Genomic DNA, 21,869 nt, shown 5'->3' on the forward strand with positions numbered 1-21,869 from the left:
TCCTTAGAGACACAGCGATGCGGAAACTCATCGCTCTGCGGCGAAAAATTCTAATGAAGCTCGTCGCGCATCCCGAACCGGCGGCAGACTGCAGGGTCCAGAAAGCTGTCGATGGCGGCAATGTGGCCGTCGTGCACGCTCAGCAGCACGACGCCACCCGGCCGGAATCGGTCGTCGCCCGATTGCTTCAGATAGCAGGCAAATCCCGGCTGGCCGTTGCCGCGCAAAGGGTGAAGCCGCCAAGGAGTCTCGAACACGCGTTCGGCAAAGAATTTTCCGACAAACGCGCGTCCACTGAACCATGCCGGCAGCGGCGGCATGGTAAAGCGGACATCTTCGGCCAGCAGATTCACCATTGCCGTCAGGTCGTGACGTTCCCAGGCGGATACGAAGGACTGCAGCAGGAGTTCGAGCCCCTGCGCATCCACTTGCTGCGTCTGCCTGGACTGCCCGGTTGCGGGTGTCTTCACCCTCACCGTTTGGCGAGAGCGCTGCAACGCACTGTTGACCGAGGCAACGGTGATTCCAAGCATATCGGCCGTTTCAGCGGCCGAGTACCCAAGCACCTCGCGCAGCAGGAGCACGGCGCGCTGTGTGCCTGGCAAATGCTGCAACATGGCGACAAATGCGAGCCCTACATATTCGCGACGCAGCAGTATCGCTGCTGGATCTTCGTTGGCCGCACCCCCATACAGCAGTTCGCTGTCCGGCATTGGTTCCAGCCACACAGGCCCTTGCACCGGCTCGCCCAGTTCGGCAGTGGACCGAAGCGGCGCGCCGAGATCGCCTGAAGTCAGACGCCGGGAGCGTCTGGAAATCATGCGCAGGCAGATGCGGGTGGCAATGCTGTTGAGCCATGTGCCGAGCGAACTGCGTGCCTCGAAAGACCCCAGGCCGCGCCATGCAGCGAGCAGTGTCTCCTGCAGAGCATCGTCGGCATCAAAGGGCGAGCCGAGCATGCGATAGCAATGTGTGTGTAGCAGCTTGCGATAGGGCTTCATGAGCTGTTCGAACGCCGATGCGTCACCAGCTCTTGCTTGCTGCAGCCACTCGCGTTCGGCTGGATTGGCAGGTTTCTTTTCCACCACCTGTCGCACCGCATATTGTGACAGTCGAAAACCGTGGATTGGACACGCCATTGCCAGGATGTCCGCTCTCTGAGCGGGTACCTTAATCTGGACCTTCGCTCCCGAGAAGACTCCGGATGGAAAGCCGGCTTCCACTTTCCCTGGAATTGCTTAGGGCTCGACCGTATGTTCCGGCGCGCCTTGCACCAGTTGGGATTCGTGGGATTGAACCAGGTGGAGGTAACGTTCGAACTGAGCGAGAATATCCGCGATCAACTGGTCGCGAGTCATTCCCATGACGTCATATCCCCGCGCGCCGCTGGCGAAATAGGTCTTCGCCTCGTATCGGAACTGTGGTTTGCCGGCGCGATGTCCCGATAAAGACGGCAGCCGGTCCTTGGTCGGAAAGACACCATAGACGAAATCGCGAACGCCATCGGCATGCGAGCGCAGAGCAACGGCTCCGTTTTCTTCCTCCTGCACAACGGTCTCGCGGCCGCGATCGCAGAGTTCCTTGGCCACCTGTTCGAGAGCCGGTCGCACCTCGTCGGCAACGAAGCGCTCGACTTCCTTCTGGCTTGGCGCATGGAGCATGAGCGCGAGCCTGCGCTGCCAGGTCAAGCCAGCCGCAGGTTGCGCTGGCGCAGACAGAGATGAAACCGCATTTGCGTGCTGCTGGGCCAGGTCGGCGCGCATGCCCTGCACCAATGCCCAGACCAGGGTGAGCACGACGAAAGTAAACGGCAGCGCACTGGCAATCGTCGCCGACTGCAACGCCCCCAGTCCGCCCGCCAGCAGCAAGCTCGCCGCGACCAGTCCCTCAAGGACACACCAGAAGACACGTTGTCCGGTTGTCGTTTCCGTCTCTCCGCCGGCCGCAATGGAATCGATCACCAGGGAGCCGGAATCCGACGAGGTTACGAAAAAGACGGCCACCAGGATGATGGCCAATGTCGATGTCAGCCCCGAAAAGGGCAGATACTCGAAGAATTGGAAAAGCCCCACTGACACGTCGTCGGCAACTGCCGCGCCCAACGCGCCAGCGGCAACACCAGTATCGATATAGATCGCCGTGTTGCCGAATACCGTCATCCAGAAGAAGGTGAAACCCGCAGGAATGAACAGCACCGCGACGATGAATTCACGAACCGTGCGGCCGCGCGATATGCGGGCTATGAACATCCCGACAAACGGCGACCAGGAAATCCACCAGGCCCAGTAGAAGAGTGTCCAGCCGTCGATCCATGGCGTCGGCTCGTAGGCGTAGATGTTGAACGTGCGCAGCACCAGAGTGTCGAGATACAGGCCGATATTCTGGACAAAGTCGCGAAAGAGGCTCGCCGTCGGCCCCACGACCAGCACGAAGAGCATCAGCAGAACGGCGACAACGAGATTGCTCTCTGAGAGGATACGTATGCCCTTGTCGAGACCTGTCACGACTGAAACCGTCGCCAGTGCCGTGACCAGGGCAATCAAGGGGAGCTGGACCTGTGGCCCCATCGGCAGGCCGACAAGGTAGTTCAGCCCGGCGTTGATCTGACTGACACCCAATCCGAGCGAGGTGGCAATCCCGAACATCGTGCCGACGATAGCGAAGATGTCGACCGCATGGCCGATGGGACCGTTGATGCGCTCCTTGAGCAGCGGATAAAGGCCCGAACGGATCGTCAGGGGCAGATTGTAGCGGTATCCGAAATAGGCGAGCGACAGCCCCACCACGGCGTAGATCGCCCAGGCATGGATGCCCCAGTGGAAGAAAGTCACCGACATCGCCTCGCGTGTCGCCTCGATCGAGCGCGGTTCAGCTTTCGGCGGGCGCATGAAATGCGTCATCGGCTCACCGACCGCATAGAACATCAGGCCGATACCCATGCCTGCCGCAAACAGCATGGCGACCCACGAGATGAACCGGAAATCCGGCGTGGCGTCATCCGGTCCCAGTTTCAGTTGGCCGTAGTTCCCCAGGCACAGCAGGAGAACGGTCACCAGAAAGATGCCGACCGACAACAGATAAAGCCAGCCGAAAGCATCGAGGATCGCCGATTGGAGCGCGCCGAACATCGCTCCGGCCTGTTCGGGCATGACGATACCGATTGCCAGGAAGAAGCCGATGATCAGCACCGAACCGAAGAAGACCGGCGGGTTGATGACAAACGATTTCAGCATTGCGCGTTGCTCCCCCTTCAAATTTCGCCGGCCGCCTGCTTGAGCAGCACAGCGACATGCGATCGTCGCTCCCTGGATTTCGAGCCTGAGAGTAGCTTAACGTTCCCCTTCTTGCGTAAATTTCTCGACCTGCTCCAGTGTCACCGAAGAAGGCTGTCCGCCCCATTCCGTTCTCATGAAATTCGCCAGGTCGACCAATTCCTGATTAGAGAGCACATCAACGAAGCCCGGCATCTCTTGCATCACTTCGCCCCCAGGGTATTGCTGCCCTGGCACGCCATCGATGAGAACAAGGAGCAGATTGCCGGTATCCGAAAGACGAAGACTGGTGTTCGTCGTCATCGGCGATGCCATGTAGGGTTTCACCCGTGCATAGGTGCAGATTCGACCGGGAACCAATCATAAAAATGACCAGCTTTCACGAACCGCGTTTGGAGCGATGTATAAACCGTGATCCCTTTTGAATAAACAGCACTGGTGCGACAACGCGTCTTTGCGGGCGCCTTGCGCTGGAACCAGAGATGACGAACCAGAACATTGAAACACGGATCGAGCGCGGCCACCGCATGCTCGATCGGATTGACGGCAGCGCAGGACAGGCCGTCATCGGCTCTCTTGCCGACATCGCGGCCGATTTCGCGACCTACCCGTCCACAAGATCGCGGACGAGCACGCCGAATTCGGGGGCAGGCCTGGACTTGATCTCTTTGGATCTCCGTCTTTGATCGTCCAGTTCCCGTCAGGCCGACTTCGGCTTAGGCACGGTCTCGTGCTGCCACGGCTGTCCGTCTGCGGCCGCCTCGGCGACCACCCACGACAAGAACGCCTTCACGTCCCGGCGCGGCTCCCTGCCGCTCGGAACGGCGGCCCAGTATCCGGTCTTAATCGGCAGCGGCGCGAAACCGAGCGTCTCGACCCGCCCGGCGTCGATGTCGCCCCGGCAGAGCGGCTCGCGGGCGAGCGCGATGCCGAGCCCGGCAGCGGCGGCATCAATGGCGAGCGAGATCATGTCCACGTGGAGCTGGCCGCGCGGTTCGATTACAAGGCTCTGGCGAGCAAGCCACTCCTCCCAGTCCCGGCTGGCGGTGCGGAGGTGGATGATGGAGGCCTCCGTCCACTTCACCTCGCCATCGCGCATGATCTCCCGGCGGTGGGCGGGGCTTGCCACCGGCACCAGGCTTTCGCGGAAGAGCAGCGTCGAATCCGTGCCCGCCCAGCGGCCTTCACCCATGCGGATGGCAAGGTCGACATCCTCGAGCGGGAAGACGACCTGCCGGTGACTGGTGTCGATCAGCAGCTTGACCTGCGGATGCCTCGCCTGGAACCGGGAAAGGCGTGGGACCAGCCATTGGGAGGCGAAAGTCGGCGGTGCGCTGATCGAGACGCGGCGGTCATCCTCCAACGGGGAGACGCGCCTTGCCCCCACCGCAATGAGCGACAGGCCTTCGGAGACATAGGGCAGGAAATCCTCCGCAGTCTCGGTTAGTACCAGCCGACGGCCCTCACGCCGGAAGAGCGGCGCTCCGACCCAGTTCTGCAGCGTCTCGATTCCGTGGCTGATCGCGCTCGGGGTGAGGTTCAGTTCCGCGGCGGCCTCCCGGTAGCTGCCGAGACGAGCGGCGGCTTCAAAGATGCGCAGCGAAGCAAGCGGCGGGAGATTGAGCGGCACGGGTTCTTCCTCTGTCGAACGTACAACGGACGGGTGCAGTTCCGGTAAAGGCCCTGCGGTCCGTATCGCCGCAACGGGTCTTGTCCGCGGACCGCAGAGGGAATCCTCTAGCGTCTGCTGCCAACCCGACGGTCGGGCTTCTGGCTATTCCATCCTGTCTGTCTTCTCCGTACCGGGACTGTCTTCAATATTCGTAAGCACCGCATCTGCCTGGCGCGAGCTTTCGGCCATGAATTTTGCTCACATCGCGCGAATTTTGTTCATCCATTTTCGCCGCACCTCGCCGCCGACGTCCATCGGCAAATTCTTCTCATCAATCGCCAGTCGATCTCGTTTGAACAGCGTCCCGACAAGGGAAACCCTTCGCTCGTCCCAAGGAGAAAGATGAAATGCAGACCACAGTTCTTTGCGAAGTCGATTGCGGGATTGCTACCCTCACACTGAACAGGCCCGAGCGGCTGAATGCGATCAACTACGAGATGGCAGATCGCATCATGAACCTGCTCGACGAGTTGGAGACGGACACCGATGTGCAGGCGCTCATCCTAACCGGGGCTGGCGGGCGCGCCTTCTCGGCGGGCGGCGACATCCACGAGTTCTCCGAAAGCGTGAGATCCGGCGTGAACGGCGCCGTGCGCGACTTCGTGCGCCGCGGCCAGGCCATGACAAGCCGGCTGGAATCCTTCACCAAGCCGATCATTGCGGCGGTCAATGGTCTGGCCTATGGTGGCGGCTGCGAAGTCACGGAGGCGGTGCACCTCGCGGTGGCGAGCGAGAACGCCGCATTTGCCAAGCCGGAAATCCGGTTGGGCATGCCGCCCACCTTCGGCGGTACGCAACGTCTGCCGCGCCTTGCCGGGCGCAAGCGCGCGCTGGAGCTGCTGCTGACGGGTGAGCCTTTCAGCGCGCAGCGAGCATTTGAGATTGGGCTTGTAAACGCGGTCGTTCCAGCCGAGTCGCTGCTTGACGCGGCGCGGGATCTGGCTCGCCGCATCATGCAGCATTCGCCACTTGCGGTGGCGAGCATTCTGACGGCTGTTACACGCGGGTTGAATATGAGCATCGGCGAGGGGCTGATGACGGAAAGCGAGCAGTTCGCGCGCATGGTGCCCAGCCATGACCTGCGCGAAGGGCTGGATGCCTGGATCGAGCGGCGGCGCGCCAACTATCGAGGTGCCTGAACGACACGCTTCGACTCCAAAGCTCAGGCACCTCGACGGGCCGGAGCTTCCAAGAAACCGCAGGCCAGCCCAGCTGTTAGAACGGATTTCGAGTAGAATCGTCCATGTGAGCTCCCGCGATGGAACGTATCCGCCTGATCGTCTTCTGATCCAGGCGGAGTTCCTTCAACTCGTGATCCGAACGCGTCGCCAGGAACCGGACCTCGGCGTCCCGTCTCTGCCAGGCAAGGAACATCTTCCATGGTTTGAGCAGCAAGCGGTCGGGCATTCCATCACCTCATCGGTTGGAACCCTTGAGTGCCCGTACAGACCGTCAGCGACAAACGGGAAGATTTCATCTTTGGAGAATGGCGTTCACTTCCGGTTCTTCCGAAAGCATCGGCGCGGCGTTGGCGCGGCGCAATCCCAGTAAGGGATTAGGAACGGCCGATGGTGACGGAGGCGAGACGTTCAGAGATGACAACTCTTCTTCAGAATCCAATCGAAGATGCCCACCGCCATCTGCGCGCCAGAGATTTCCACCATTGCCTGTTTGATAGATATTCTGTGCGCTCAGTTCTCTTCTTTTCTAGAGAACAAACGCGCAAACATCCTTGCGAAGACATTTCCCACAATCTCGGCGCGATAGCCGCGGACGGTCATGTAAATCTCGACGAAGTTGGCGTCGGAACGTGCCATCTCTGTCACAGTGTTGATGAAAGCAGCCTCGTCACTGCTCACAACCGGCTTTCCAGCCCCATTGCAGATGTCCCTCTCGGATCTGCTGGCGCTGGCGGCCCCGAGCGCCGCCGATATGGGGTTCTGATTGAGCCTGTCCATGGTGGAACCTCGTCAAAGGCTTCAGAAGCGGTACAAATCTGTGCCGGATGCTTCCGACCAGGTCCGAGGCGGTACGATCGGCGTTACCGCCGATCCAGGGCGTTGAGCACGAGGCCTGCTTCAGCTCACGCCCTCCAGAAAGGTTTTTCCACTTCGGCGGCGACGTCGCATCTTGTGGCGACGATGTCCTGCCATTCCCGCCTTGACATCGATGCGAGTTGGCGCCGCTTCAGGGACCGGTCGCGCCAGATCGCGAGCAACGCGAGCGCCTCACGCATGATTCCGGCCGCAGTCCGAGAGCGCCTTTTCATGCGGCGGATGAACCCCTGGATTTGGCATCCGCGGCGAGGCGGTCGGAAGGGCATGGTCCCACACCTCTTCATTTTCCTGCTGGCCTACCGGTGTGCCGATTGCGACGCGGAGCCACAACCGAGAAGTTTTCACGTTGTTGGAGAGATTTTCACGACCGGCCATCGCGCTCGGCGACGCCGCTTGCAGCCGATTTTGAAGCGCTTTCGTGCGGAACCGGCCGAACCGGTCAAGGCGCGCCCCTCGAGCGACCGCCGATCACACCCAGCGCGCCAGTAGTTCGCGACATCGACGAGGTCGTCGAGAGGACCGCGCTGTTCCGATCGGTGAGGATCGGGCGCGGCGCGATAGCCTGGTCTTCGGCAGTGCCGCCGCGGCCAAACGCGCGCAGATCGCCGAGATCAGCGTCCGTTGGGCGGGTTTCGAATGCTTGCTCCTCGCCGTTCAGACGGCTCATGGGACGTCCCCGCCGAGTGAGCTGCCGTGGCAACGGCCTGGAGCATTGCCCGCTTGAGTGCTGCAAAGCACCGACGAACAATTTTCGCCCGCTCGATCCGTCCCTGGTGGCGGATTCGGTGAATTGCCTCCTGATCAATGCCGGAAGCACGACGCTGGAGGGTGGAGCCGTTCTGAGCATGATAGTTAGAAAAATTGCGCACCATATTGATCTTACCTCCGTTTATGAGACCCGTTAAATCTAGCAATCCGTGGAGGTTAGTGCTTGTCAGAAATGCTATGTCACTGTTAGTTTTTCTATCATGGCAAAACGAAACGATATCGCCTGGCTGCCGCTCAACTCGCTTCGTGCTTTCGCGGCGGTCCGTGAAACCGGCTCTGTCGGTGCTGCTGCGCAGACGCTCAAGGTGACGCATGGCGCGGTAAGCCAGCATCTGCGAGGCTTGGAAGACCGCTTGCAGCGCAAATTGTTCACCCGTTCCGGCAATCGCCTGGCCATGTCGCCGGAAGCTGAAGACCTGGCCGACAATCTGCTCCGGAATTTCCGGGCGATTGCCGGTGACATCGATCATTTTCGACGCGACGATAACATCCTCAATATCACCGTGACGCCGCATTTCGCCCAGCATTGGCTGCTGCCGCGCCTTGGCGCGTTTCTGCAGCGTCATCCTGAAATCGATCTGCGCATCAATGCCGATGCGACGGTGCATGATCTCGAACAAGGCGATTTCGATGCCGCAGTCAGGCATGGTGACGGCAACTGGCCAGGGGTGAACTGCGAAAGGCTCCTTGAAAGCAGGGATGTTGTCGTGGCGGCGCCTTCTGTTCTGGGGTCCGTTTCCGTTCAGACACCTCAGGATCTGACCAGGCTCCCATGGATTCTGGATGAGGACCGCGACATCGAAATGTCCAACTGGTTCGACGATCACGGCGTGGCCCATCAAGCTCATGCACGGATTGCCCGGCTGCCGAGCGCGCTGACGCTCGTGGCGGCACTTGACGGACATGGCGTGGCATGGCTGCCCCATGTTTATGCCGCGCCTTATCTGGCCAGCGGGCGCCTGGTGCAATTGTTCAGCGACGATCGGTGGCCGGCACGGAATATACGCCACTATTACCTGTGCTGGTCAGACAGCAAGAACCGCCCGGCTTTCAGGACGTTCCGGCAATGGATAAGGCGGCAACTTGCAGGATAGCCGGGTAACGAGGCCGTCTTCAGAGCGAGGCCCGAACGAACGCTTGCTGGACCACGGACGCCTCCCTGAACCCACTACGACAGGTTGCCGAACTTATCTGTGTAAGACGACACGGTTCGCTCAGCGTTCGTCTATTGCGCACGAAACGGATCATTTCGTAGCCCAAAAGAAGCCCTTGGCTCCTACTTCGGACAGCTGCCACCAGCGTATCGCTCGGACCACGACAGCGTCAGTCCAATGCGGGCGGCGGCGCATCGGCCGCGGTAGCCCACACGTGCAGCGACGGTCATTCATGCGCTCGCGCCGCGCGGCGACTTCGTTCTCGACACCGGCAGCGACAGGCCGATCGTGCTCTTGTCCGCCGGCATCGCTGCGACGCCGGTGGTTGCCATGCTCGACCACTTGACGGGCGATATGGCGGGGTGACCGCGCCAGCCCAGCCATTGACAGGATGAAGCTCCTATGTGCTCGGCTGTGCCGGCAACCCGCGCGCTCGTGCTCGACCTATAACTGAAAGCTCGAAGAAGTGGGCCCGACACCCGCTTGATGAGCCCAATTTCCCGCAGCCTTGAAGGGCAAGTGCGCTCAAGATCGCAACGCTTAACGATCCTCGATCTTAGGAAACGGTGTAAGCATGATCTCACTGCCGTAATAGAGCGGATATCGCAACGGCTCGCCTGGCAGGTTCATTTGGTCAGCACCTTCTTCAGGAAATGCAGAGCCGTGTCGGAGCGTCGAACGGTTTTGCGTGGAAGCCCTGCCGGGTCATCGTGGGCATTTGCGCTGCGACGCTCGGTGGTCACGGCCCAAGCATAGCCGGCTTCGCGCACCATGGTGCGATGATGCGGCGACTGCTCGCCATAGGGATAGGCGAAACTGACAATGCTGGTTCCAAATACCGACTGCAGCTTTTCGCGAGACTCGGTAATCTGCCGCCGAGCCTCGTTGGCGTTCATGCGGTCCAAGCGAACGTGGTTCAAGGTGTGCGAACCAATCTCGTGGCCTAGCTCCATCCACCGCCGAAGCTGCTCTCGCCCCATGCATGCAGTGTGCACAACGCCCAGGGGTTGATCCCAGGTGTTGCTGCCGCCGATCTCGTCCGCAACGATAAAGTTCGTCGCCGTGAAGCCGCATTGTTTCAGGATTGGGGCAGCCGTTTCAATGACATTGGCAAAGCCATCGTCAAAGGTGATTGCCACCACCTTGCCATGCTTTTCCCCACAGATGTAGGGCGTTGCATCCTTCAATGACAAACCTTGGTAGCCCAACCTTTTGAGCCATGCCATCTGCTGGGCGAAGTTGCGTGGATGCACGAACATGCTGCGAAAGGGCATCGGCTTTGGCGGCGGAACGGCGATCTGGTGATAAAGAAGGATCGGCACCGACATGTCATGCAGGCCTCCTTGCAGAATAGCTGCGGACCTTTCGCCGATAGATCGGCCGCAGGACCTCGTGGGAGATTCTGTCCAAGACGCCTTTGCGCTGTTTCAGCATGCTCCCGCCCAATTCGTGGGATACTTCCCGGATACCGCTGGGGCGGACGCTCAATGGCGCAATCCCGGTGACCCAATGCATCTGCGCGAATACATCGACCGGCCGGTCAAAGTGCCGAGTGGCTATCAGCAAGCGCTGGGCTGCCTCGCGTGAGACAAGTTGCGCGACCATACCCAAGCCGACGGGGTTCGGTTCGATAACCTGATGATCTCCGTCTTGGAAAAGGACCCGGCCATGCTCGCGATCGTTCCTATAGGGGAAGCGGACGAGCGCGCCATTCTGAAGGGCTCGACGGGCCACATCGAAAGCGGGATCGAATTCGGCGGTGAGTGCGGCGTCGTCCTCCAGGATGAGCCCGGCATGCACGCCGTCCTCAACGATGGTCCGCCAGGCCCGGCGATGTGAAAGAAAACAGGCGACTTCCGCTCGATTCAGCGGAAATGGGTAATAGGGACGATAAAGCCGGCGCCTTACATGCTTGTCCAGGGTCTCCGGCGTTATCCAGCGCTCATCTTCCGCATGTAGCACTGTTACGGGCACCTCCAGTGCTCGGGCGAGCATTTCTACATTCAGTTGTCGGCGAGTAGCGCGGTGTAGATGTATAATATACGCTTTAATATTATATACCGATGTTCGCATCTCAGCCTTCAATCCTCTGTACGCTCCTCTTTATTTCATCTACATGCTTCCTTGATGATATTAGTTTGCACAACTCCAGTGCGTTTCTTATTATGATATTTCGCAGCGGGTTCCGACGTTGTTGTATCTCTTCCTCTTCCCGTGCCTCTTCCAGGAGAGAGCCACCCAGTGATCCGCTGTTTTCGGTCACAAGGTTGCGTTCCGAGGACCACACGCGCAGCTTGAATTCCCAGGGTCGTGAGATGTCCTCGTCAACCGGGCGGAAGATGCGCTTGCGGGACAGCAGTGCGCGGGCGGCGCGGTCATTGATCAGGTAGGCCACCGCTCCATTCGGCGGACATCTTCGGCACACGAATTTTGTGGAACCCAGCGTGGTGGATGCCATGACCGGCTTCGACCTTATGTCGAAGAACTTGATGAGGTCCCAATCTCCCGGGCTCGAAACGGCGTCCTCGATCGCGCCCCGTAAGCGGTCCTCATCGATAACCTGGAAATCGTCTTCCAGAATGAGACCGTAGTCTTTCCGGTCATCGAGAAGTTGTTGCCAAGCTTGTCGATGACCGAGATAGACCGAGATCTCGCCCGACGACATTCTCCGGCGATAGAAGAGGAAATTTAAGAGACGGGAATATTCAGGCGGCACCGAATTGGCGTCTATTCGAGCACCTTCGACAAATTGCCAGGGCAGACCAAGCCTCGCTGCCTCACCAAGGGCATGGGAGTGCCGCGAACCACCCGCAGTATCGACAGTCAGTATGTAAGCTTTTAACTTGAGTTCAACGCATCGGCGCATGACCCCTCCAATGCTGTCATGGAAAGATATTCATAGCGCCCGTTTTGCGGGTAGTCTTAAATGGAATCTTACACTACATCATTTGTGATATAATCATGAAATTTCGCAATTTCTTAACAATCCACATCGAGTTATGGCCAAAATCAAGATCATATCTTATGATTATGATCCCTGTTAGGCATCACTCGAAGAAGCGATGAACCAGCGACCTCTGTTAAAGGTTGATTCCTTGCCCTCCCGCCACCTCGTCGTTGCAACGGCGGGCATTTTCGTCGCGACGGTGCTTCTGGTCATGCTGTTCCAGGAAGCGCCACTGAAGCAGACTTGGATCTATGCGCTGTGCGGACTGACTGTCCTGGTGCCCTATGGGATATGGATCACGGTTCTGCTGCACTACGATGTCAGCCCCCCGCGACCGCAGGGCCTGCTGGTATCGGCGCTGGCGTGGGGCAGCCTGCTTTCCTTCGTCGCCGCAGTCGTTTTCGAAGACGTTTTCGATGCCATTGACGCTCTATTGGGGCTTCCGGGTCTCGACACGATGGTTGTCGCGCCCTTTTGGGAGGAATTTTCAAAGGGTCTTTTCATCGTCCTGCTCTATGTCTGCGCGCAGCGGCATCTGCGCGGACCTTGGGACGGGCTTGTCTATGGGGCGTTGGTGGGCACTGGTTTCGGTTTCGCGGAGGACATTGCTTATCTTAACAACAGTCTATCCGATAACGGTTTCAGCAGCCTCGTGGCGACTTATGTGGTCAGGGAGATTTTCACGGCCCATGCCCACCCTCTGTTCACCGCCGCTACGGGTTTGGCCGCCGGGATGGCTGCGCGGCAGCGGCTATCGCCGGGCAAAGCGCTTTGGTGGATATTTTGGGGCTTTTTGCTCGCATTTATCCTGCACGCGATCTTTGACAGCGCTACTCTGCTTGCCCCGTTTACCCTGATCTTCATTGCACCGGCCTACGGCGTACTATTCGTTATCGCGCTGCGCCGGTTGCAGCGGCGGGAGATCATCCACCGGGACTCTACGGACGTCAATTGATGAACGGCGCCGACAGGCAGAGTGCTCTTAGCGTGACAATACGGAGGTTTTCCAACAGTTGCGGAGTTTCTCCGCAGACCTGGATGTGGCGCAGCCTCAATAGGCCTTCTACCCGCTAGCCGGCACACCGCCAAAAATGATGTTTGTCGCAATCCAGTTTCCGGCGAAATTTGCGGTAAGGACCGCCACAACGAGGCCGCCCCAGAAAGCGGCCAAGATTGCCGTGGCGGCCTTCCAATCCCGGCTCTGATAGAGATGGATCGCCGAGCCGAGCGGCGCGAACACGACAGTCATCACGCTGCTCAGGACACTCGCCCTTGTACCCCTGTCTTTGCCGTCAGCGAATTGCCAAAGCAACGTCCCGATCACGATTGCAGCCGCATGGGCAAGTACAGCCGTGTTGATGACGGGCTCACCGCTCAACCACAGAAGCCAATCTACGAGCGTCCCGGCAAAGGCGATTAGGACCAGAATGACGTAGATCAGCACCTTACTGTGGGATCGGCTCATCGATCACTGCCGTCAGGCTCGCCCGCAATCCGGAGGCGTAGTCGAATATCCCGAAGAGTATATCATCCACACGCCATTCGCCGGCGTGCCGGGAAAGGACAAGCCGGTCCGTCCACCCCTGCGTGGAGTCATAAAAGAACTGGTAATGAACCTCGACCTCGGGCTTCTCGGCGGTGCCGGTAATCGCACCAGCCGTACAATCCGACGCGGTGTCCCCGGCCGTCCACGGGATGCCGTCGCCGAGCGGCGGTTTCCCGTCAGTGGCGGCCTGAGACGCAGCGCTGTATTCGATGGCCTGTTGAACCAGCTCGGCCAGTTCCGGCGTCACGAGCGGGCCGAACACGGCGAGGTCGTCCGGGGGCCATGCACCGTCGGAAGCGTTCGCATCATAATCAGCGACTGCCGGGATGAGCGTTGTGCAAAACCGTTGCACGAATGCGGCAGCCTCGTCCTGCGAGAGCGTGGGCGAGGCAGCGCTCAGGGTTGTGTTGATGAATAAAATGGCTGCGGAGGCGGCAATCGGCATGATCATTTCTCCCTATTCAGGTTCGCTACGTGCCCCCATCCCACCCACCAACATTTTCATGCTGGGGCTCTACGGGCAATGCGTCGCTGCCAGCTCAATGCCGGTTCAATGAGCGATCCAAAGCCAGACCTTGGCCGCGCAGGCGCCCTAATTGACGGCCGGCGCGGTGCCGTCCTTTTGCAGCCTCGAATCCGGGCCGGCCGCTCCCGAAGGTTGCAAGCGCCTAATGGCGGGATCAAATTTGGAATGACGTAGCTTCGCCGATGGGACAGAGTGTTCGCCACGGCCCCAAAAGACCTGGCTGAGTAGATGTCCCAGAGGATGTCGTTGCCAATAAGCAATTCGCCTCATTTTCAAGAACCTGAGCGTTGCCATCAAATACAACTTCTGGTAAACGTAACGCAGGGGGCCGGATGGGGTTCCGGGCAGCTCTAGGGTAACCGGACTGCCCCGTGCGGTGAGGGGAGGTCAATTGTTGGACAACGGCATTGACTTCGCTGCTGAAAATATTCCCGGACGCGCGGGCGTCAACGATTGAAATCGAAAGCGGGGCGGTGGCGCTGCGTCCCCCGACATCGGATGACTATCGTATTACAGTGAGTCCGACAGCTGCGATGGCTGTCGTTAGGCCCGAGAAATCCCGAAATTCAACGGCAGGGCGGACGATCGAGCTCTTTCCTCCGGGAACCAAGAGCGACGAGTCTTATGCAAGAGTGCAAGAAGGCGTGATCATCGCGCTCCACGAGCGCTGGCTGCAGGCGCAGGCTGAAATCGAGTTTGGTGGACAGATCGAATGGCCATCTCGTCCAGTTATGATTGATGATGAGAACGCAAAGCGTTTCGCAAGCATGATCCAGGAGGAGTTCCGATCGAACGGACGATTGAACTCCATATATGTAAATTCTCTTGTTTCAGTGTTTGGAACTATCGCTATTAGGCAAATTTACCTGCAAGGTCTGGAAACGCAATCCGGCCTCAAAGGTGGGCTCTCATTCCGCAACTTGCGACTCGTCAACGAATTCGTCGCCGAGAATATATCCGAGACAGTGACAGTAGAGCACCTGGCGAAGCTGGTGAATTTATCACAAAGCCACTTTATGCGCGCCTTCCGTGAGACGACTGGTCAATCACCGCATCAGTACATCATCTCCCAACGTGTTTCTTATGCGGAAGATCTGGTCGTGAAGACGGATTTGCCGCTTGCCGAAATAGCCAGGCTGGCAGGCTTCCACAGCCACAGTCATATGACGGCCACCATGAGGCGGCTGCGCGGCATAACACCCACTGCCTTGCGTCGAGAGCATTTGCGGTGATCTGCACGCCCTGCCAGCCGCAGGTAGCCAACCTCCGATGAGCAGACTGTCATCCCGGCCAAGCGCAACCGCAAGGACCGACCTGCGCCGTATGGCGCCGTAAATACAAGTGGCGCAACCTGATCGAGCGCCATCGCGGCAGCCAAGCCGCAGGAAGCAACCCTGTCGTCTCTGAAGCTGACGTCGGCACACCTTGTACCCACTTCGCTTTGATCAAATGCCGCCGGATGTTCCCGAAACGTCTGCGGACAGCGGCCCTCGAAGCGAATTGTCAAAGGCAAGGATAGATGGCCGACACAATCGCGCTCCGCTGTTGCAAGGAGTCGGTCGCACTGGCGGCGTAACCTGCGGAACGGTCCGAGAAAAGTGCAGAAGCATCTTGACCGGCGATATCAATGAAAGCGGGTCTCAGGGCAGTATCGGCAGCACTTTGCTGACTTCGTGGGGGCTGATGTATCTGTCGCCTTTCGCCGCATCGACACTCCACTTCACGCTTCTAAGATCTTCGCCGGCCGATTTTTCGACCGCAACCGGCACGGTTATGAAATATTCTCCTGGTTTCAGAAGGTCCGTGGAAAAGAGAAATGGCTTATCACTGCCGTCCCAATCCGTTTCGACGCTTAAGACATGCGGCGGCACACGCTGCCTCTCTCCACCGTCGGAGAACTGCACGAACGTACGATGCTTCTTGTCGAACTCGATATGCTCAGGCAGTTCAAGGCGGGATTGCAGCCTGCCGATAGGATGCCGGACGACCAGCTTCAGTCGCAAAAGCATCTCGCCTTGCGCTTTGACGCCAGAGCCTTCTGTGACAGGCTCTTCGGTGTCGGGACGCAGGAAATACAGGTCGACAAAGGACTTCAACGCGAACGGTACGTGTGCCTCGTCCGTAAGGCCGTTTTCTGCCGTTGCCCGCAGCTCAAGTGAGACCGGTACATCGGGTGCCAGCACTGTATTCGGCAGTGTTGCCACAAAGGATAGCCCCCCGTCATCCCACGTGATTCTCGGCACCGTTTTCCAGTCTTTGTCGCCGCCGGATCTATATTCCACTTTTGTCTTCTTCGGATCTGCTCCCGAATCGATGGCAAACAAGCTTGCATTTATTGCTATTTCGCCAGTGCTATCCAGAAAACTCCCCTTAATCCCTGTTAGTTTAGGTGGGATTACCCGCTTGGTAGTCTCCTTTGTGACTACCTTGGTGACTTCTCGTGTAACTTCTTGTGTAACTATTTTCGGAACTTCCACCCGCTCCACAACGGTTTTTTGATGCTCGGGTAGAATCTTGATCCGATGCGCCAATTGGGCCTTGGATTTCTGTCCGCCCAAGACCGTCCAGCTCCGGCCGGAGGCGTCATTTATCATGGAAAAGAAGCACTCGGTCGTAGCCGTGTATGTCTGGCCAACCTGGTAATTCGCCTCTTGCAATTCGAGAATGGCGCGGTAATGGCCATCACCAGCCTTGTCGACGCCTCCGTGAGCTGTGGCATTATCCACACCTGGTCCGCTGATCGTCGTCTTGCAACGATCTAGACTATAGTCTTGGCTATTTTCGGGTGCGACCGAAATGATGGCATAGCCTTTGCTCTCCGCCTCCGTCTCTTGCGGAGAAAGATCCTTCACGGCCGGCTCACCCATGTACCGGATGACGCGTTGGGCGTAGTCATTGTCGCCGGCGACCTTAGTTGTGGCGGCAAGCCGAATTACGTAAGTTTGCCCTTCATGCCAGACAATGTCGTTTGGGGCGCCCGGAAAGTTCGATTTCATGTCATCGGTGGTTTCGACGGGGGTTTCCGCTGGCCCCACAGAAAGATCGAAGCGTGGGTTGTCCAGCCAATATTTGGTCTGTCCCCACTCCATCCACGTCACAGGCACATCACAAACCCCTACCCAATCGTGCAAATGGGGAACTATGACCGGCAGCAAGAGAGGAGCAAGTGGCCCCGGATACCAGTAGTACGGCGACTGTTGAATGCAGGATAGATTTTCAACTTGTTTGCGGGTAATAATAATGCCATTTAAGGAAGCTTTTTCAATGTCTTCGTCAGACAATTCCCGGCGGAGCGCCGTATTGCTTGTGGCTGTAATAGGTAAGGCGCCCTTGTAATCGGCTGGCTTGTCGGCCGGCTTGGCATCCGGAAGGACAATTCCTGCCCCGCTGCCGTCGTCGAGATTTCCTCCTCCGCTGTCGACCGGTGGCGGCATGCCGCCGGGCTGAAAAATGATCCAGAATGCGTCATCGCGCTCCTGCGGGAACGGATGGGTGATCTCGCCGTTGAGCTTCAACGTGCCATCGTAGACGCGATAATCCGAGTGCTCCTCAATATCTCCCTTTATATTCGCCGTGAGCGCCGCGGCCGGCCCCGACAGCAGGCTGACGGGAAGGGATATTATCGCCGATAGTATCGCCAAACGGCACGATACCGATCGCCTTGCAGTCCGCTTCCGTCTGTCGCATCGCACGTCGATATGCCGCATGACATACCTCCTCGCGTCGATCGGATCGGCTTCGCCGGTAGGGCCGACGACCGTACCCGCAGCTTTCAAGGTGTCGCCGTCAACGCGAACCGACGCACTTTTGAAAAAAGGGACCGTCTTGATTGGCGTTAGACGAACGACCCGACGATTAGCTGCGGTCTCGTCAGAAACCCAGATTTCATCTTGGCTGGACCCGTAAGCGATCGCTCCTGGAAGAGCACTTGCATCGAGATCGTATTCTTTGACGACCGTACCGGCATTTGTGATTTGAACCACCTTGTGGCCGTAGAACAGGCTGATCCAAAAATACCCAGCCGAGTCCACCGCGATATCTCGCGGCGAAAGGTCAGCACCAAAGCTCGCAACCTTGCGCAGCTTTGCCGTTTCAAGGTTCCCGGTATCGTCAATGGCCCATAACTCTCCCGGCGATCCTTCAATTCCATTTGTCGTAAACCACACACTGTTGCCACGGACGGCAAGCCCGTAAGGGTAGCGAATAGCCTTTTCGGTCCCATCGTCAGTGACCAGTCCGACGTCGAATTCCGTGAGGGCTTTTTTGTCGGCGTCGAGGACCGAGACTTTGCCGGGTGCAAACTCAGTGAACCAGACGCCTTGAGCCGAGACGGCCACCAGAGCGATCGCCGAACCTGGGCGAGAGGTTGTAAGCGCCGGATCTGGTTTGTTGCTTGCGGGATCGATGGCCAGCAATCGATGTCCAGCTTCGTCCGCGACCCATACACGGTGTCTCGCTTGATCCCAAGCGAGACCACGAGGCCTGGAGTCCTTGCCGATATCAACCACCACGACCTCCTTAGGGTCCCTGGTTCCCGGCTTGAGCCGATAGACGACACCCGCCCCGTTATCGCTCACCCAAACTGCCTCGACAGCGTTACCGCTGGTCTGGAGAGCGACATATGCCGGCTGCGGCCCTGCGCGCCCGTCAGGCACTTCAGGCAAAGGATGCGCATCCCACCTGCTGCCGTCGGGCAGTATGGAAAATACTTGGCCCGCTCTGCCTGGGGGAGCATCGCGCTTGTCCGTCACCCATACGACACCATCGGGAGCGATGGCGATGCCGCCGGCATCTGTTCCTGCCGCAAGCGAAATGGCCTTCAAGTTGTCGTCCATGATGTCACCGTAATGGTTTAGTCGTTGATGTTTGCATTGGCGGATTTCAGCCGGAAAATACCGCCGCCGCTAAGCGCTTATCTATAGGTGCACTTGCAAGATGTAACTAAGACTACCTTGTAATGTATTGTGTTTAGGATCAACTACAGATATTTTTATTTCCTCATCCTCCTTTCCCGACTTAGCTGTCGGATTGATCATTAAAGGAACATTGATCGTGAATTCACTGCCTTGTTTAAGGTCGTTCGCTTGCGCAAGCGTTCCTCCCGCGTCCCAACGTTCATTGAGCTTTATAGTATTGTCATCAACATTAATTTTCTGCGATTCGTCTGATGATACTCCATTACTCATCTCGATATTTATATTGTATTGGGGCATCCCGGCCTTCATCGAAATCACGATGGCTAAGGAAAATTTATCGCCGGCCCGCTTTGTCACGGTCTTGCCGGTCGCTGATGCGCCGTCGACCTGCAAGTCAACATCGATCAGTCCGTGCGAGTTGAAGAAGCGCGGTGCGCTCGACTTCGAAACCTTCGCTTGGGTTATCGCCATCACCTGCGGCGTCAGCAGGAGATCTTTGACACTTGTCAGCGGCGTTTCCAGCGAAAAACGCCATTCATTCGGGCCACCGGTCTTACCGGTCGTTTCGAGCTTGGCATCGAGCTCTCTAAAGTTGCTTCCACCCCAAGCCACCTTGACGGCGTCGATCGGATCGACGAGTTCTTCGCCCGCAGGGCCGACGACCGTACCCGCAGCTTTCAACGTGTCGCCGTCGACGCGGACCGACACGCTTTTGAAAGAAGGTAGTGTATTGTCGATATGAACAAAGGCAGCCTCGGTATGGGCTGATCTGGTCACAGGCCTCGTCAGATCGTCCTTGTATCTGGCGCGCAGCGATACCCCGTAGTAATTCCCATCAGCGAATGAATCGGCCGGCAATTGAACTTCGAAGTGCTCCTGTTGCTTGACCGTCGCCTCGACCGCTTTCCAGTTGCTCTTGCCATCCAGATCAAACTCGAACAGCACTTCTTTCCCTGTCATCAAGGGGGGGGCGGAAGACGCCGCTGAAGCTGACGGCCTTGGAGTTCGTCACCCATCCACGCGCGTCGGGCGATGTTATCGCGAACCGCGGAGGCGCCGCGTAGATCGACGGCCTTGGCTTAGGCTGTACCAGGGATATCGCCTTTTTGAAATGCTGGCTTTTCACCACCACGGTGGCGGCCGGCAACGGATTGCCCACCAGCTCCACCGTCTGCGGGGACACATTCGCAGCAGCTTGCACAACCGCCGCCTCCTTAAAAGCGGGCAGTCTTATCAGGTGCACATGCGGTGCTGCACCCGTCCACGACGGGTCACTCGTTACCCACTGGATGTCATCCTGCGTACTGGCGTCTATGGCGGACTGGGGGTTCTTCGCTCCGTTTGCTCCGGCCCCGGGCGGCAGTTCCAGCTCGACATCCAACGGAGGCAAGGTGGCGGGAAGCTTCGGACCAATTCCAATAATGTAAAGGAACGCTTCTCCAAGATTTAAGTCCTGGTCCTTCGGCAGGTTCCACGCGATCTCCAATAACGTGTCCGCCGCGATCGCGACAGGCACGGGTGCGGAGGTATTGCCGACATTATCCGTGGCGCGCAGCGAGAGGTCCGTGCTGAAATCAAGCTTCTTTCCGAGGATCGCGTCGACGGAGCCGCTCGTGTTGTCCTTGGCCTTCCAACCGGAGCCGGCGGGCCATGTTCCCTCCCAGGACGCCACACCCGACCCGGCGTCGCTGATCTTGCCGGTCAGGTGCGCTTCACCCTTCGCCGTGACCTCGATCACCAGGTCGGACAGTGCGGGGGCGGTCGCGTCGACGTTCACCGTCAGGGGCAAGGACTTGCTCCAGCTCGACTTGGAGTCCGCGGCCACCTGAAGCTCCAGCTTATGCTCTCCTTCCTGCTGGAAGGCCGCATCGCTGATGGTCCAGGGACCGATATCTCGGCCGTTGGAGACCGGCACGTTGTCAGCCTTCGACCAACTCCCTGAGCCGATCTTCCATTGCACCGACATGGTTTTGGCAGCGGTGACCGGTGTCACCTGGCCATGAAGTACGATTTGCGGACGGGGACCGATCCATAGTTTTTTATCGGTCGTCGCCACGTGGGCCTTATCGACACTAAGGCTGTCGGGAACGAAGGCGGGCGCCGGCGCTGTCACGGCCACCGTCTTGTGCTTATCGATCGAGGCGTCATAGATCAGCGCACCGCTGCCCGCCACGCGGAGATAGAGAAGGATGCGCTGAAGTGGCTGCTTCAAAAAGTCGTATTTATCGGCAGCCTTGGCCTTGTATTTTATGATCCAGCCAACGTAGTTGTTCATTGAAGCGTCGGTCACCCCGGCGCTCTCAGGTGTCCAGTGCGCCAGGAGCGCGGTGCTCCTATCGTTCCAATTCGGCGTGTAATAGGGTCGCAGTCCTTTTCCGCCACTCCAACTGGTTTCGGCCGGCACCTTCAAATTGCCTTTTGTGGGATCGACTGCCGGGGAGCCTTCTACATCCAGCCCGCCTCCATCTGGAAAGACGACCCACAATTGATATTCTAAGCTTGGATCCTGCCCGCCTTCCGCCTGCATGACAACCGTGACGTGCAGCTCACCACTTCCGCCGGGCTGCAATTCGTCATTGTCGGGCTTGCTATCTTTAAGTGACAGGATCACATACTCGTTGCTGTCCGCCATCGCTCTCTCCCTCCGCATCAAATGTGAGATGAATTGCCGGCAAAGAGGTACGGGACCACGTACCGGCTAAAGCCTTTTGTCGCGCGCTTAGCGGCGATCAATACGACCGCGCGCGTCCTCTCAACCCTTCATTTTGAAGCATATGTTCTTCAGGCACGGCCACGTTGCCCCACTGTCGCCTCTCCCCGCGCCACCGCAAGTTGACCGCTTCCGAACGCGCAGTCCGCCGCCAAGAACGCTCGGAAAGACGACCCACAGCTTATACTCCAGGCCGGAATCCTGCTCCCCCTTTCGTTACAACCTAGACATGCATCTCGCCACTTCCGCCAGGCTCCGCTTCCTCACGGCTGTCGCGAAGTGAAAGCCCCACATAGTCATT

General features: G+C 58.5%; 19 protein-coding genes. 5 read left to right on the top strand and 14 right to left on the bottom strand.

Annotated features, from left to right (window positions below):
• Positions 1-50: 50 nt before the first annotated feature.
• The 3 genes from NTH_RS04755 to NTH_RS04765 all read right to left on the bottom strand — a co-directional run bounded on the left by NTH_RS04755 (position 51) and on the right by NTH_RS04765 (position 3,587).
• On the bottom strand, positions 51-1,088 hold the full coding sequence (locus NTH_RS04755; RefSeq protein ID WP_338528935.1) for an RNA polymerase subunit sigma-70: 1,038 nt from the start codon (positions 1,086-1,088) through the stop codon (positions 51-53).
• Between the two features lie 150 nt (positions 1,089-1,238).
• On the bottom strand, positions 1,239-3,233 hold the full coding sequence (locus NTH_RS04760; RefSeq protein ID WP_338528936.1) for a BCCT family transporter: 1,995 nt from the start codon (positions 3,231-3,233) through the stop codon (positions 1,239-1,241).
• 96 nt (positions 3,234-3,329) lie between these two features.
• Entirely contained in the window at positions 3,330-3,587 is a 258-nt protein-coding gene (locus tag NTH_RS04765) for a c-type cytochrome (RefSeq protein WP_338528937.1), read from the bottom strand.
• Between the two features lie 167 nt (positions 3,588-3,754).
• Between NTH_RS04765 and NTH_RS04770 the strand changes: the two genes are divergently transcribed.
• Positions 3,755-3,958 carry a hypothetical protein gene (locus tag NTH_RS04770; RefSeq protein ID WP_338528938.1) on the top strand — a complete coding sequence of 68 codons (204 nt, stop codon included), beginning with the start codon at positions 3,755-3,757 and terminating at the stop codon, positions 3,956-3,958.
• A 14-nt stretch (positions 3,959-3,972) separates the two neighbouring features.
• On the opposite strand, the gene NTH_RS04775 is transcribed toward NTH_RS04770, so the two are convergent.
• Positions 3,973-4,902: a LysR substrate-binding domain-containing protein gene (locus NTH_RS04775; RefSeq protein ID WP_338528939.1), complete on the bottom strand. Its 930-nt coding sequence runs from the start codon at positions 4,900-4,902 to the stop codon at positions 3,973-3,975.
• A 389-nt stretch (positions 4,903-5,291) separates the two neighbouring features.
• On the opposite strand from NTH_RS04775, the gene NTH_RS04780 reads away from it, so the two are divergent.
• A complete protein-coding gene (locus tag NTH_RS04780; protein ID WP_338528940.1) occupies positions 5,292-6,083 on the top strand; it encodes a crotonase/enoyl-CoA hydratase family protein in 792 nt (263 codons plus the stop codon).
• Between the two features lie 552 nt (positions 6,084-6,635).
• On the opposite strand, the gene NTH_RS04785 is transcribed toward NTH_RS04780, so the two are convergent.
• Together NTH_RS04785 and NTH_RS04790 are read right to left on the bottom strand one after the other, a co-directional pair.
• Complete coding sequence (locus NTH_RS04785; RefSeq protein WP_338528941.1) at positions 6,636-6,902, bottom strand: hypothetical protein; 267 nt, start codon at positions 6,900-6,902, stop codon at positions 6,636-6,638.
• 538 nt (positions 6,903-7,440) lie between these two features.
• Positions 7,441-7,668, bottom strand: a complete 228-nt coding sequence (locus tag NTH_RS04790) for a hypothetical protein (protein WP_338528942.1) — start codon at positions 7,666-7,668, stop codon at positions 7,441-7,443.
• Between the two features lie 250 nt (positions 7,669-7,918).
• On the opposite strand from NTH_RS04790, the gene NTH_RS04795 reads away from it, so the two are divergent.
• Positions 7,919-8,863: a LysR substrate-binding domain-containing protein gene (locus NTH_RS04795; RefSeq protein WP_338528943.1), complete on the top strand. Its 945-nt coding sequence runs from the start codon at positions 7,919-7,921 to the stop codon at positions 8,861-8,863.
• Between the two features lie 686 nt (positions 8,864-9,549).
• Here the strand turns inward: NTH_RS04795 and NTH_RS04800 are convergent.
• From NTH_RS04800 to NTH_RS04810, 3 genes are read right to left on the bottom strand one after another with little or no spacing between them, the layout of a single operon-like run.
• Positions 9,550-10,251 carry a polysaccharide deacetylase family protein gene (locus NTH_RS04800; RefSeq protein ID WP_338528944.1) on the bottom strand — a complete coding sequence of 234 codons (702 nt, stop codon included), beginning with the start codon at positions 10,249-10,251 and terminating at the stop codon, positions 9,550-9,552.
• A 1-nt stretch (position 10,252) separates the two neighbouring features.
• Positions 10,253-10,996, bottom strand: a complete 744-nt coding sequence (locus NTH_RS04805) for a glycosyltransferase family 25 protein (protein ID WP_338531808.1) — start codon at positions 10,994-10,996, stop codon at positions 10,253-10,255.
• 1 nt (position 10,997) lies between these two features.
• Positions 10,998-11,789: a glycosyltransferase family 25 protein gene (locus tag NTH_RS04810; protein WP_338528945.1), complete on the bottom strand. Its 792-nt coding sequence runs from the start codon at positions 11,787-11,789 to the stop codon at positions 10,998-11,000.
• A gap of 196 nt (positions 11,790-11,985) precedes the next feature.
• Here NTH_RS04810 and NTH_RS04815 point away from each other — a divergent pair, with 196 nt between their 5' ends.
• Complete coding sequence (locus NTH_RS04815; protein WP_338528946.1) at positions 11,986-12,825, top strand: PrsW family intramembrane metalloprotease; 840 nt, start codon at positions 11,986-11,988, stop codon at positions 12,823-12,825.
• 108 nt (positions 12,826-12,933) lie between these two features.
• Here NTH_RS04815 and NTH_RS04820 read toward each other — a convergent pair whose 3' ends face one another.
• Positions 12,934-13,335, bottom strand: coding sequence for a hypothetical protein (locus NTH_RS04820; RefSeq protein ID WP_338528947.1), 402 nt, complete (start codon positions 13,333-13,335; stop codon positions 12,934-12,936).
• Positions 13,316-13,861 carry a hypothetical protein gene (locus tag NTH_RS04825; RefSeq protein ID WP_338528948.1) on the bottom strand — a complete coding sequence of 182 codons (546 nt, stop codon included), beginning with the start codon at positions 13,859-13,861 and terminating at the stop codon, positions 13,316-13,318. The genes NTH_RS04820 and NTH_RS04825 overlap by 20 nt, the downstream gene beginning before the upstream one ends.
• Positions 13,862-14,349: 488 nt before the next feature.
• Between NTH_RS04825 and NTH_RS04830 the strand changes: the two genes are divergently transcribed.
• Complete coding sequence (locus NTH_RS04830) at positions 14,350-15,174, top strand: AraC family transcriptional regulator (protein ID WP_338528949.1); 825 nt, start codon at positions 14,350-14,352, stop codon at positions 15,172-15,174.
• A gap of 408 nt (positions 15,175-15,582) precedes the next feature.
• On the opposite strand, the gene NTH_RS04835 is transcribed toward NTH_RS04830, so the two are convergent.
• From NTH_RS04835 to NTH_RS04845, 3 genes are all read right to left on the bottom strand, one after another.
• Positions 15,583-18,777, bottom strand: coding sequence for a hypothetical protein (locus NTH_RS04835; protein ID WP_338528950.1), 3,195 nt, complete (start codon positions 18,775-18,777; stop codon positions 15,583-15,585).
• 81 nt (positions 18,778-18,858) lie between these two features.
• On the bottom strand, positions 18,859-19,803 hold the full coding sequence (locus NTH_RS04840; protein WP_338528951.1) for a hypothetical protein: 945 nt from the start codon (positions 19,801-19,803) through the stop codon (positions 18,859-18,861).
• Positions 19,787-21,490, bottom strand: coding sequence for a hypothetical protein (locus tag NTH_RS04845; protein WP_338528952.1), 1,704 nt, complete (start codon positions 21,488-21,490; stop codon positions 19,787-19,789). Before NTH_RS04845 ends, NTH_RS04840 begins: the two co-directional genes overlap by 17 nt.
• Positions 21,491-21,869 lie beyond the last annotated feature (379 nt).

This window comes from Nitratireductor thuwali, from assembly GCF_036621415.1.
In the GTDB taxonomy this organism is placed as follows: Bacteria; Pseudomonadota; Alphaproteobacteria; order Rhizobiales; family Rhizobiaceae; genus Chelativorans; species Chelativorans thuwali.